This window comes from Paenibacillus sp. J31R34 (assembly GCF_059383715.1).
The window spans coordinates 287,011-300,297 of the sequence record NZ_JBXENU010000001.1 but is presented as its reverse complement, the minus strand read 5'-3'; the positions used below and the strand labels follow the sequence as shown (position 1 = coordinate 300,297).

Sequence of the window (13,287 nt, the reverse complement as noted above, 5' to 3'; positions counted from 1 at the left end):
TGTTTATTATAACGGTTTTCTGAAAAAAAAGAAGACAGACATGTCGTCTGCCTTCAAATTGTAATAAATTGAGGGGTTTTCATGCTGTATTATGATGCGCTATGTGACAACTTCTTAAGCAATTCACGAAACTCGGCGCCGCTGAGCGTTTCTTCACGGATCAGGACATCTAGCGCGTCCAGAAAAACCTGGCGCTTCGGTGCCAGCATTGCAATCGTCTTGCCCATTAAATCGTCAAGGATGGAGCGATTGATTTTCGCCCATGCATCAGGCGTCATCATTTCGGGATGAATAATGCCTAGCTCCGTTAAGCCCGACTCGACAAGTGTGCGGACAATGTTCATCGCCTGGTCAAAGTCGCCACGCGACCCTGTGCTGCGATTGCCGTAGAAGATTTCCTCGGCCGCCGCCCCGCCAAGCGCAATCATAATTTGCCCATTTAGAAAATCCCTTGTGTATAAATAACGATCCTGCTCTGGATTATGACGCACATAGCCTAGCGCCTGACCACGTGGAGACAAGGCAACCTGAGATACGCTGCCCGGGCGGAGCAGCTCAGCTGAAATCGCATGGCCGAGCTCATGCAGCGCCACACGCTCGCGCTCCTCCTTCGTCGCCTCGCGGTCCGTCTTCTCGCCCATCATGACCTTGTCTATCGCCATAGCCAGATGCTGCTCTTCAATGACCTCGCTTTGCTCCCGCATCGCATAAATCGCACCTTCGTTCATGACGCTCTCCAGTTGGGCACCGGAAAAGCCAAACGACTCGGCCGCTACCTTCTCCAGCTCCACCGTCTCGGCAAGCGGCTTGTTGGCCGCATGGATATTCAATATTTGCTGGCGCGCTTTTTTGTCCGGCAGCTCTACCCCAATATGGCGATCGAACCGTCCGGGCCTAAGCAGGGCGCTGTCGAGCATTTCTTTACGGTTCGTTGCTGCAATAATGAGCAGCCGCGGCGCTGTATCCGCATGAATACCGTCCATTTCCGTGAGCAGTTGATTGAGCGTTTGATCATATTCCCGATGCTGCCCGCCATCGCGCTTGCCCCCGATAACCTCGATCTCATCGATAAAAATAACGGCGCTTTCCTTGCCCGCTTTCTTCGCCTTCGTCCGGGCTTCTTTGAATAAGTCGCGTATCCGGCCAGCGCCGACGCCGACGTACATCTCTACAAATTCACTGCCGGAGGCAGCCAGATAAATTGAGTCGGTATATTGCGCTGCGGCTTTCGCCATTAGCGTCTTCCCAGTTCCCGGAGGTCCCGTCAGCAAAATCCCCTTCAAGGGCCGAATGCCCAGCTTGCTCAGTTCCTCATGTCGGACGAGAAAATCAAGCGCCTCGATCAACTCCTGCTTGGCCCGCTCCTGTCCGCCGATTTGCTCAAAGGAAAAGGGAACGCTGCTTGACACCTTCCGCCGCTTCGTTCCGGAAGCATGTGCGAATTTGCCTCTGCCAGTCGCTAAATACACGACAGCAGCTGCGATAATGACAAGCAGTACGAAAGGCATTAAATTCACATTTACAAATAAAAGAAAGGCAATGAATACCGGAACAAAGCCAATCGCCATTTCGATGCCGTATTTACGCATAACTGGACACCTCCAGCTGCGGGGCAACGCGCGGAAGGATGATATACTTCGTTGCCGTGCCATCTTTCAGCGTAATATAGACATTGCTATCATCGATATCGGTAATGGCCTCCACACCCGAATGTTCATCTGCCAAAGCTTTAAGTGCCTCCGGAATAGCAGAATAGTTTTTGTGCTCCATCGCTTCGGCCACTTTGAATAAAGACGATGACCACAGCTGATCCAGCTTCGCATTCGAGTCGGTATTCGCAATATCGAGCTGAATGTCGCGGCTTTGGGCGACAGATTTGCTTTGCTCGACTATCGTTTCATATACATGCTTTAAATCCGCTCCGGCTGTAAGCGTCAGCGGGAAAGTAATACGGTCCGTATCCATAATAGGCGTGTCGGATGAAGCAATGCCTTCTATTTGATCAACCGCCTTGGCAAGCGGAGCTGCGAATGCAACCTGATGATAAATGAGCCAGCCTCCAAACAAAACGAGGGCGGACGCAGCAGCTGTTAGCAAAATCGGCATGATCCTGAGTTTGAACATCGTAAAAATCCCCCTCTCAAAATGACGGTGATATACCAAACGTATATCAACTCCGATACACGAAAGTATATCACATCGCCTTTTGAATAAGGGGGTGTAATAATAGCCAGCAATTCCAGCTGTTACAGCTTAAGCATCCAATACAGCTAGGACGCCTTGTCACCTACTAAACTATATTGCTTCACAAATGCGCCATCGCGGAACGAATAATACGCATAATAATATTTCGTTATCGCTTCATCACGGCTGTAAAAAATTTCCCATACCGGCTCGCCGTTCAGCAATCCCGGCTGTGTCCTTTTAACATCCGCATCCGGCTTACTGCTCAGTAACGCAGATTCCGCCTGTTCTGCTGTAATATGTTCCGTTGCTTTCAGTGTAAGCACAGGACTTTCGACTGTTGTCAGAAATACGTAAACTTCTTGTTCATCCGCGGTCTTCCCTTTTACGACCCAGGAAATGCCATCCCACACCTGCTTCGTCATGCCCGTAACTTCCGTCAACTGTGCGGCTTCTACAGCATACGCCTTAATTGGAGCTTCCTCTACCCATAATTCCTTATGCACAGTGCGGTAATAAACAATCGTAACGGTCAACAAGGCGATAACAAAAACAATTGAAATAAAGACAGCCCGTTTTACCGTCCAAAACGGCTTTCTCGTTCTCGCCCGCATTATGCCTTCAACAACCTCTCGAAGCTTGCCTGAGCATCGTGACGAATTTTCTCCTCATCGAGCAATGTGCATTCGCCATCCCGTACAACCTGACGCCCGTCTACCCATACATGCTTGACGTCGCGGCCCGAGCCCGCGTACACCAGATGGGACACAATATCCGTCTGTGGGTAAAAATGCGGCTGTTCAATATCGATGGCGATGAAATCCGCCTTCATGCCAACGCGCAGGCGGCCAATGGAATCTTCCTGCCAAATAGAGCGAGCGCCGTATACCGTTCCCATACGCAAAGCTTCAATGGCAGGAACAACCGTAGGATCGCCAGAAACACCCTTATGCAGCAGAGCCGCAAGGTTGATCTCCTTGAATAAGTCAAGATTGTTGTTGCTCGCCGCGCTGTCCGTGCCTAGTGATACCGTTACACCAGCGCGAAGCAAATCAGGAACGCGGGCAATGCCGCTTGCCAGCTTGAGGTTGCTTACCGGGTTATGCGATACAGCTACTTTGCGCTGCGCAAGCAGCGCAATTTCCTCGTCATTCAAATGCACTGCATGAGCAACAAGTGCCGGACGAGAGAAGAAGCCTAAATTGTCGAGATGCTGAACGGGACGAACGCCATAATCGCGAACGTTCTGCTCTACTTCGGCAATCGATTCTGACATATGCGTGTGCAGCGGCAAATCATAATCATGAGCAGCCTGCACGAATTTCTCAATATAATCGGGCGGGCATGTATAAGGCGCATGCGGCGAAATCATCGTCGTAATACGGCCATTTGCCTTGCCGTTCCAATCGCGTGCGAAAGCTATCGCTTCCTCCAGCTTCGCTTGCTGCACATCCTCTGGGCAGAGGCCAATGACGCCGCGCGTCAGACAGCCGCGAATGCCGGACTGTTCCACGACTTCAGCCAGCTGATCCATGCGGTCATACATATCCACGAAAGCCGTTGTACCGGATTTCAGCATTTCTACCACGGCAAGCGCGCTGCCCGCACGTGTATCAAGGTCGAGGTATTTGCCCTCCATCGGCCACATTTTTTGCTCCAGCCAGACTTGCAGGTTTTGATCATCGGAGTAGCCGCGCAGCAAGGTCATAGCTGCATGACCATGCGTGTTTACTAGGCCCGGCATAAAAGCAAGCTTACTGCCGTCCAGCTTCTGCACATCGGCTTGCAGCCCAGTTGGAGCTTCTGCTCCGATATATGTAATGCGATCATCGGTCACAACCATATGCCCTTGAAGCACATGCTCGCCATCCTCCATCGTTACAAAACGTCCATTTTCAATCCAAATTTGGCTCATTTTCGTCATCCCTTTCCCTCTCCAAGTAATACGCCAGACTTAGCAGCTCTTTCGTAAAGTCAGCATGATGAATGCGAATTTCTTCTGGTACCTTCAATATCGCTGGGGCAAAATTGAGCAAGCCTTCAATGCCCGCATCTATAAATTGATTAGCAACGTTTTGCGCTTCAAATCCGGGAACGGTAATAATCCCAATTCGAATATTATTCTCCTCAACCGTATGTTTAAGCATATCCATCGGCATTACGGTCAAATTATTAATTTGCGAGCCGATTTTAGATGGATGCACATCAAACACCGCAATAATTTTCATATTGTCTTTAGAATATTTATTATAATTGCATAGAGCATGACCCAAATTACCCGCACCGACAAGCGCCACATTAATCGTCTGATCAAGCTTGAGTATTTGACGAATTTTTTCAATTAAATACGTCACATCATAGCCGATACCCTTGCGGCCAAAATCGCCGAAATACGCCAAGTCCTTGCGGATTTGCGCCGGATTTAAATCCAGCTTGACGCCAAGCTCCTGGGACGAAACGGTCTGCACCTCCCGGTTGTTCAGCTCGTTCAGCACTTGCAGGTAAATGGGGAGGCGTCTTACGACGGCCTCCGATATTTTCGTCTGCTTCACCCGTTCTCCTCCTCCTTCTCGGCACCAAGCCATTCTCTCATTCTCGGTACAATTTGTTCGATATGCATATGCTCAATTTTCGGTCCAGGCAAAGAATAGAGAAAATGCTTGCCATAATACGTTTCAATAACCCGCGTATCATAAATAATGACAATCCCTTTATCCTTCGCCGTTCGCACGAGCCTGCCAAAGCCTTGCTTGAAGCGAATAACCGCTTGCGGGATCGACAGCTTCATAAAAGGATTTTGCTTTTGGCGCTGCAGCAATTCCGACTTCGCCTCCAGCAGCGGATGATTCGGCGGTTGGAATGGCAGTCTGACGATGGCAAGGCAAGTTAAGGCTTCGCCAGGAATGTCAACGCCCTCCCAAAAGCTGCTTGTGCCAAGCAGCACAGACTCCGGCTGCTGTAAAAACCGCCGCGTCAGCTTCGTACGGTTGCCGCTGTCGATGCCTTGGCCCAGCACTTGAATGCTGGTGGCCGCAAGCGCCGCCTTAAGCGGATCGTATACCTGCTTTAGCATTCGGTAAGAGGTAAACAGCACTAGCATTCTGCCATTAGTCTGCTGCACTGCATCTGCCAAGGAAGAGACGAGCATTGAAATAAATGCGGGCTCTCCTGCTGAGCCTTTAAGAACAGGGAAATTGCGCGGAATAATAACGAGCGCTTGTTCACGGTAATTAAATGGCGATGCCAGCTGCACGGTACGCAGCCTTCCCGCTTCTTCAAAGCCGCCAAGTCCAAGCTGCTCTTCAGCGAACTGGAATGATTTTTGCACCGATAGAGTGGCGGACGTTAAAATAATGCTGTCCTTCACATCAAATAAATACTGCTGAAGCTGGCTGCTCACATCAATTGGCACCGCATAAAGATGCAGCGATCGATGCTTGTAGGTCATATTGGCTTCCAGCCAGAATACGTCCGTCGTCTGATCGACCTTCATAAAGCTGCGCAGATCATCCTTGACTCTCGTCAAATCGCGTAAAGCGCCATTCAAGTCCGTTACAAGCGCCTGTACCGCCAGCTCATCAATGCGATCTTTAATCTCCTCGGACATTTTCTCAGCCGTCTTCAGCACGCGAATAAGCTCCGTATGAATATTGGTCTCTTCGGCGAGCACTTCGGACCAGCCTTCCGGGAGGCTATCGCCTCGCAAACGGTACACAGATTGATTGTTTTCACCCGTCGCATCAGGAGAAGCTTGAACAAAGCTGTAAAGCATCTCAAACAGCCTTTCCCAATGCTCCTTCACTTCCGTAAAGGCGGGAATAATGGTATCAATCGTTTCCAGCCAGCCTTGCACCCGCTCATCGCTTTCCTGCTGGAGATGAATGCGCAGAGATGGCAGCAGGCCGGAACGAGCGTCCTTAAACATACGCGTAAACGCATTGGTTATCGTATAGTAGCCGAGCTGCATGCCCAGATGCTTGCTTGCTACTTCCTCCACATGATGCGCCTCATCGACAATCAAATGGCTGTAGGTTGGCAGCAGCCGATGATCGGCCTGAATGTCTGTGAACAGCATGGAGTGATTCGTAATGCACACATCAGCTATATTGGCTTCATGCTTGGCACGATGATAATAACAGCGTTTAAACCAAGGACACGCCCGGTTCAGACAGGAATCTGCATCGCTGGCAACGGTAGACCAGAAGTCGGTCCCCTTGTTGCTGAAATTCAGCTCCTCTTGATCGCCCGTTTCCGTCTCGCCCAGCCACACGACCATTTGCGAGGCAGTAATCGCATCGTCAACGGGGGACATCATATCCCTTGTATTTATTTTACTTTCAAACTTGCGCAGGCACAAATAATTGCCTCTGCCCTTGAAGATTGAAGCCCGAAACTCTATCGGCAAAATCTGCTTAAGCAGCGGTACATCGCGATGTCTCAGCTGCTCTTGCAAATTAATGGTATGCGTGCTGACGACTATCTTCTCATCCTGACGGATACCATAATAGAGCGCGGGTATTAAATAGCCGAGAGACTTTCCTGTACCCGTTCCTGCTTCAATAAGCAAATGGCGTTTGCTGTCCAGCGAGTCAAATACTTCACGGAACATCGTCGTCTGCGCTTCGCGTTCTTCATAATTAGGAAATTGCTCAATAAAGCGCTGCTTGATTTCATCCAAATATTGCTCGAATGACATCTCCTGCAAAGGCGAGGCTCCCTCTTCGCTGCGCGCGGGCTTTTCCTCTGTCCATTCTCTAGCTTTCAGTGCAAACTGGTTGAAAAAATCATAATCAGGGACGCCCATTACGATGTTTTGTTCTACCTGTTTTAGCGTAACCGTAATAAACCAGCTTAAATCGCTGCCATTGTCTACAAGCGAAGATAACCGCTGCAAAGTCAGCAGCGGCAGGCTCCGAAGCTTTTGTACCGATTTGGCGAATATAACGGCGGTCGCCATTGCATCGCTATCAGCGCGATGATGATGCTCATGCGTAATGCCGAACTGCTCAGAAACAGCACCAAGCTGGTAAGAAGTTATCGATGGAAAAAGAATGCGCAGCAGCTCAATCGTATCGAGCCTGCGCCCTGCAAACGTATGGTACCCACTGCGATCGAGCGCCTGGTTCAGAAAACCAGCGTCAAAATTGACATTATGCGCCACGAGCACCGCATCATCAAGCAGCGGAATCATGTCCATCAGCACATCAGACAGCTCCGGCGCATCCGCCACCATCGCCTCGTCAATGCCGGTAAGCTGCGTAATAAACGGCGGTATGGCAATCGTTGGCTTTACAAATGAATTATACGTATGAATAACTTCAAGATCATCATCAAGGAGGACCAGCCCCACCTGTAAAATATCATCGGAGGCGCTGTGTCCGGTCGTTTCCAAGTCAAGCACTGCATATTTCATAAAATAAATCCGATCCTCTCACAAGCAGCATAGCTCCGTGCTGCCGAACAATAATGACAACTGCTGCGGACGTTCCCGGCAGCTCTGCAAATTATTCAGCGGATCCTTAAAGCTTGGGTCCAGCTCATAGGCTTTAAGGAAAAATTGCTCTGCCTGCTCCAAGTTTAAATGAACCGCTTGAATGCACCCAAGGGCATTATAGCTTAAAGCGAGCCATTTCGGATAGTCCGTAAGTCCAATTAGCAGTTGAAAATGACGCTGCGCCTCACTCCAATTTTGCAGGTGCATATTCGTCATAGCCAAAAACAGCCTTGCCAAATTGCATTCCGGCAAGTGGTTTACAGCAAGCTGGAACTGCTTTGCAGCATGGGAAAACATAAATAATTGATAATAGCCCTGTCCTTTGGATATGAGCTCCGCTTGCTCCACAGTCATGCCAGAAATAGGCTGCTGCGAAACGTTTGGTTTGTCCGCTTGCTGTGGTGACGACACTTGCGGCACCGCCGCTAATGCTTGACCTTCATACTCCGCTGCCGCTGTAAGCAGTGAAGCATTGGATTGCTCAGCTTCATCCTCTGTAAAACCGGCAAATTTTTCTTCAAAATCAATCCATTGCTCAATTAAAGAATCGCTGATCTGCTTTAAAGCGTAAAGCTGCTCATCATAATATTGCTTCTGTTCCTCCGCCGCCAGAGGGTAAGAATCAATAATGTTGTCGAGCATTTCGTTCATCGTCGCAAACATATGCTGGAACATCATGCATCCCGCCTTCACCAAAGAATTGAGGAGTGATAACCTCATTCTTTGTTAAGCGGGTGCTTTTCATACTTGGAACCAGCCTTTACATAACAGAGGAACTGACAACAGCCTGCTTACAAAATCGTCGCATGTATTTCTTCTGTCAATTGCGAAACGGGTCGGTTCGCCTCATCCAAAATAACGACTCGCGGCTTGTAATTTCTAGCCTCTTCCTCCGTCATCGATGCATAAGAAATGATAATGACCGTATCTCCTGGCTGCACGAGGCGGGCGGCAGCGCCATTCAGGCAAATAACGCCAGAGCCTCGTTCCCCTTTTATAACGTACGTTTCAAGACGTGCACCATTATTATTGTTGACGATTTGCACTTTTTCATTGGCCCAAAGATCCGCCGCATCCATTAAATCCTCATCAATGGTAATGCTGCCGACGTAATTGAGGTTGGCCTCCGTTACCGTCGCGCGGTGCAGCTTTGATTTCATCATCGTTCTAAACATTGCCATTCACCTCCAAAGGTTCAAACAGCTCATTATCAATTAAGCGGGTCGACCCAAATTTTACGGCTAAAGCCAAAATATAACGCTGCTGGGTACTTTGAAAAGGAACGTCAGCAACAGGTGTGGCAAGTGCCGGATATTCCAGCACTTCGACATAATCGATATTTGCAAGCGGTGCTTCGCTGATCGCAGCACGCACTTTGCTCACGAGCGCTGCTGGCGTTAGCGAGGCGTCCTTCATCCATTCCCGCGCCTTTGCAAGCGACGAAGATAGGGCGACAGCCTGTGCCCGCTGCTCTGCATTCAAATACACATTGCGCGAGCTGAGCGCCAGGCCATCCGGCTCCCTTACAATCGGGCAGGGCACGATCGTTACCGGAAAATTCAAGTCATCGGTCATTTGCGCAATGACCGCGACCTGCTGAGCATCCTTCATGCCAAAGTATGCCCGGTTTGGCTGCACCAGATGAAACAGCTTGCTGACGACCGTCCCAACGCCGTCAAAATGGCCTGGGCGCGATGCGCCGCATAACCGGTCCGTCACATCGCTGACTAGCACCCTCGTCAGCACCTTGCGCGGATACATCTCGGTGACGGATGGCATAAACACCAGATCAACGCCGTTTTCAGCGGCTATGGACAAATCGCGCTGCTCATTGCGCGGATACGTTTCAAAATCCTCGCTTGGCCCAAATTGCAGCGGATTGACGAAAATCGAAAGTACGGTGATATCATTTTCCGCTGCTGCCTGCCGCATTAAACTGGCATGTCCTTCATGCAAATACCCCATCGTTGGCACAAAACCGATACTTGGCTTACTGCCGCCGCTCCACATCTTCTTTTGCTGCTCTTTTAGCTCATCTATGGTTCGGCACAAAATCACGCTGCTCAGTCCCCTCTCCAGCCTGCTCGCTTTCGCCCGCACCTTTGATACCATTCACATGCTCGCGGGTCGCAGAACCGCCATAGAGGCTGTCTACAGCGTCCTCAGACCTTTTACCGAACACATGCTCCTCCGCTGGAAACTCACCGGATTTGACTTCACTTACGAAAGCTCCGATGGCATCGCGAATCGTTGAACCGATGTCTGCATACACTTTCACCATTTTTTTCTTAATGACGGGTGATGAATATTGCAAAATATCGTGATACACAAGCACCTGTCCATCACATCCGCGGCCAGCTCCGATGCCAATCGTTGGAATCGACAGCTCGCGGCTGATACGGTCCGCAATTGTCTCCGTTACAAGCTCCAGTACGATGGCGTAAGCGCCAGCCTGTTCAAGCGCCTTGGCATCTCGAAGTATTTGCTCAGCTTCCGCCTCCTGCTTTCCTTGTACCTTGAAGCCGCCATGCGTATGGATTGATTGCGGTTTAAGGCCGATATGGCCCATCACCGGAATGCCCGCTTTAACCAGCGCTGCCACTTCACCCGCAATTTCTTCCCCGCCTTCAAGCTTAAGCGACTGGCCGCCGCCCTCCTGCATCATTCTGGCTGCATTGCGCAGCGTAGCTTCACGCCCGATGCCGTAAGTCATAAAGGGCATATCCGTCACAATGAACGTATGGCGTGCCCCGCGTGCTACCGCTTTCGTATGATAAATCATATCGTCTAAAGTGACCGGAAGCGTCGTATCGTAACCGAGCACCACATTGCCAAGCGAATCCCCTACAAGAATAATATCGACGCCAGCCTCCTCCGAAAGCATAGCCGACGGATAATCGTAAGCGGTCATGACGGTGAGCTTGTTGTTTTCCTCTTTCATTTGCTGCAAGTTCGTTATCGTTAAACGTTTCCTCATCTTGGCCTCATCCCTTCTTCAATTCTGTTTTAGGATAAACACAAAAAAACCTTTTAGCCGTCGCTAAAAAGGTCCCAAAACAAGGTGAAACGGCTGTTGCCGTCCTTTGGCGGCACGGCGCGTTTCAGCCCGAGAAATATAAGCCTATTTATAGGTGTGAAACTTATAAATGCTTATATTTCGAAAAAGGAAACGTATATCACTTTACTGCTTCCTTCTGTCTCGGTCCTTTCGGCTCAGAGCAGACTACCTTTACTGCAATCAAATCCTTCTTGCAAATTCATACCAATGCTGGCATGAGGTTTAGCACAGTGCAGCTCTTTTCAGATACCGCCCGTTAACCCCATACTAGCAAAAATATGTCGATTCGTAAATATTACTTGCCCCGAGGCTCGCCCATTTCTGCCGAAAAAATAAGCGCCTGGCTGCCATCCAGCTTTTCTACGATAAGCGCTCCGCTAGCATCAAGCCCCCTCGGCGTGCCTTCAACGACGCCTTGTGGTGTTATTAGTGTTGCTGGCTTATGAAGCGAAATCGATAGCGACTCCCATAGGGTCACAATCGGGGCAAAGCCCTCGCTTTGATACATCTCATAAAGCTGCTCCCACTCCAGCAAAAAATCGGCGATTATCGCTTCGCGCACCTGCTTCTCGCCGCTTGCCAAACGCAGGGAGGTCGCTTTCTCCAAAAGCTCCTCGGGATAATCGGCCTGCTGCAAATTAACGCTGATGCCGATACCAGCGATGACATAGCGCAGCCGTTCATCCTCTGCGGCGGATTCCAGCAAAATGCCGCTAATTTTTTTGCCATTGATGAGCAGATCGTTTGGCCATTTGATGCCAATGTCAAGCTTCGTCAGCCGCTTAAGACTGCGGCAAAGCGCTACTGCCGTAAGCAGCGTCAGCTGCGGGGCAAAATAAATCGGCACCGTCGGGCGCATGACCATGCTCATCCATATGCCTTTACCGAGAGGGGATATCCAGCCCCGGCCCATGCGGCCCCGCCCGCTCAGCTGCTGCTCAGCAACAACGAGCGTACCTTCCTCCGCACCGCCTTCTGCTAGCACTTGCGCAATATTTTGGGTCGATTCAACCGATTCCAGCACCTGCAGCTTTTGGCCAAATCTTTTGGTTTTAAGGCTGGTTAGCAAGGCTGCCATATTGAGCTTGTCCGGCATGGAAAGCAGACGATAACCGAGTCTGCGTGAAGCTTCAAATTCATATCCTTGGGACTCCAGCTTGCGTATTTGCTTCCACACTGCCGTACGGCTTACTTTCAGCTCGCGGCTAATATGCTCGCCTGATACATATTCGCCTTCACGATCCGCAAACAATCGCAGCAAGTTTTCATGGCTCATCCGTCTCTTCCTTCCATCTGTCAACTTGATTCTGCAGCTGTTCCTGCGAATTAGAGAGCTCGCCAAGCGCAACTAAGAGCAGCAGCCGTTTCAGCGTCTCACCCATCCAGACGCCCGGTTTGCGATCACAGTACGCAGCAAGCTGATTACCGTTTATCGCCAGCTCCTTGAGCGAGGAAATTTCCATATGCGACAGCCAGTGCTTCATGCGCGGTACATCAGCTGAAAAAGGGTGCTCTTGCCCATTGGCTTCCGCAATATGCAGCCAGCTTGCGGCTGCCTCTCGCCCATAGCGCAGCACCGCTTCGATCCAGCTTGTACGAAGCTTCTCTTCGATCAGGCTTCGGTTTACGAGCAGCTCATGATGAAGCGATACAATCGCCATAATGACGCTGCTGCGGCTTCCTGACATGCGCAGTGCCTGCAGTGTCGCCTTGGCCTCCGCTTGTGTTACGCCTGGCCGCGTCATTAATGCGGCATAACGAATGTCCGTGCCTCTGAGCGTGGTCAAATAATCGAGCTGAACACGCCCCATCCTCGCAGCTTCAGCTAGCAAGGCGCGAGCTGCCGGCAAAGGCTCAAGCGTGTAAGCAAGCAGCCCGCTGCCTGCGAGCAGCGCTGCTGCATAATGAGGAGCGGGGCCGCCAATCATTTTATCGAGCTCGGCCTGAACACGCTCCATCGCTACGTAGCGCAGCAGCTCGCGCTGCTTAAGCAGCGCCCGCCAAGTGCGATACACGATCCGAAAGCGAAGCTGTGAAGCGAAGCGGAGAGCGCGCAGCATGCGAAGAGCATCCTCCTGAAACCTTGCCTCCGCGTCGCCTACACAGCGCACCTGCTTGAGCTCAATGTCGCCCATACCGCCATACGGATCGAAATAATCACCGTTTACGCGCATCGCCATCGCATTAATCGTTAAATCCCGCCGAAGCAAATCTTCCTTCAGCTCCGAAATAAAAGCCACGCTCTCCGGCCTGCGATGCTTCTCATATACCGATTCCTTGCGATACGTCGTCACCTCATAACCGGTGCCATCCTGCATCACCGTCACCGTCCCATGCTGCAGGCCGGTTGGAATACAATACGCAAATAAGGCAACTACCTGCTCCGGTGTCGCCGACGTCGCAATATCTACATCCTTAAGCGCGAGGCCCATAACGGTATCCCTCACGCAGCCTCCAACGAACACGGCTTCATAGCCGTGCTCGTTCAAGGTTGCGAGAATGGGCAGCGCCTCTCGCATCGCTATCGGAATCGAGGTGCAGCGCTCCATTT

General features: G+C 50.7%; 12 protein-coding genes. All 12 read right to left on the bottom strand.

Translation table 11 applies throughout. The annotated features are described in order from the left end of the window. Window positions 1-89: 89 nt before the first annotated feature. The 12 genes from AC50YG_RS01265 to AC50YG_RS01210 all read right to left on the bottom strand — a co-directional run bounded on the left by AC50YG_RS01265 (window position 90) and on the right by AC50YG_RS01210 (window position 13,285). Entirely contained in the window at window positions 90-1,589 is a 1,500-nt protein-coding gene (locus AC50YG_RS01265) for an AAA family ATPase (protein ID WP_473757484.1), read from the bottom strand. Then, window positions 1,582-2,124 carry a hypothetical protein gene (locus AC50YG_RS01260; RefSeq protein WP_473757485.1) on the bottom strand — a complete coding sequence of 181 codons (543 nt, stop codon included), beginning with the start codon at window positions 2,122-2,124 and terminating at the stop codon, window positions 1,582-1,584. Before AC50YG_RS01260 ends, AC50YG_RS01265 begins: the two co-directional genes overlap by 8 nt. Before the next feature lie 146 nt (window positions 2,125-2,270). Further along, window positions 2,271-2,798, bottom strand: a complete 528-nt coding sequence (locus AC50YG_RS01255; protein ID WP_494824124.1) for a hypothetical protein — start codon at window positions 2,796-2,798, stop codon at window positions 2,271-2,273. Then, window positions 2,798-4,099 (bottom strand): amidohydrolase, encoded by a 1,302-nt coding sequence (locus AC50YG_RS01250; protein ID WP_494825246.1) that lies wholly within the window; start codon window positions 4,097-4,099, stop codon window positions 2,798-2,800. Before AC50YG_RS01250 ends, AC50YG_RS01255 begins: the two co-directional genes overlap by 1 nt. After that, window positions 4,080-4,736, bottom strand: a complete 657-nt coding sequence (locus tag AC50YG_RS01245) for a redox-sensing transcriptional repressor Rex (protein WP_473757486.1) — start codon at window positions 4,734-4,736, stop codon at window positions 4,080-4,082. Before AC50YG_RS01245 ends, AC50YG_RS01250 begins: the two co-directional genes overlap by 20 nt. After that, window positions 4,733-7,597 carry an ATP-dependent DNA helicase DinG gene (dinG, locus tag AC50YG_RS01240; protein WP_494824123.1) on the bottom strand — a complete coding sequence of 955 codons (2,865 nt, stop codon included), beginning with the start codon at window positions 7,595-7,597 and terminating at the stop codon, window positions 4,733-4,735. The genes AC50YG_RS01245 and dinG overlap by 4 nt, the downstream gene beginning before the upstream one ends. 18 nt (window positions 7,598-7,615) lie before the next feature. Continuing rightward, a complete protein-coding gene (locus AC50YG_RS01235) occupies window positions 7,616-8,356 on the bottom strand; it encodes a tetratricopeptide repeat protein (protein WP_473757488.1) in 741 nt (246 codons plus the stop codon). A gap of 113 nt (window positions 8,357-8,469) precedes the next feature. Further along, window positions 8,470-8,853, bottom strand: coding sequence for an aspartate 1-decarboxylase (gene panD / locus AC50YG_RS01230; protein ID WP_341278128.1), 384 nt, complete (start codon window positions 8,851-8,853; stop codon window positions 8,470-8,472). Next, the gene (gene panC, locus AC50YG_RS01225; protein ID WP_494824120.1) at window positions 8,846-9,736 is read right to left on the bottom strand and encodes a pantoate--beta-alanine ligase; all 891 of its coding nucleotides are present in this window, start codon (window positions 9,734-9,736) and stop codon (window positions 8,846-8,848) included. Before panC ends, panD begins: the two co-directional genes overlap by 8 nt. Continuing rightward, window positions 9,711-10,655, bottom strand: coding sequence for a 3-methyl-2-oxobutanoate hydroxymethyltransferase (panB, locus tag AC50YG_RS01220; protein WP_473757490.1), 945 nt, complete (start codon window positions 10,653-10,655; stop codon window positions 9,711-9,713). The genes panC and panB overlap by 26 nt, the downstream gene beginning before the upstream one ends. Window positions 10,656-11,031: 376 nt before the next feature. Further along, a complete protein-coding gene (locus tag AC50YG_RS01215) occupies window positions 11,032-12,012 on the bottom strand; it encodes a biotin--[acetyl-CoA-carboxylase] ligase (protein ID WP_494824118.1) in 981 nt (326 codons plus the stop codon). Continuing rightward, window positions 12,002-13,285 (bottom strand): CCA tRNA nucleotidyltransferase, encoded by a 1,284-nt coding sequence (locus AC50YG_RS01210; protein WP_494824116.1) that lies wholly within the window; start codon window positions 13,283-13,285, stop codon window positions 12,002-12,004. The genes AC50YG_RS01215 and AC50YG_RS01210 overlap by 11 nt, the downstream gene beginning before the upstream one ends. Between the last annotated feature and the right edge of the window lie 2 nt (window positions 13,286-13,287).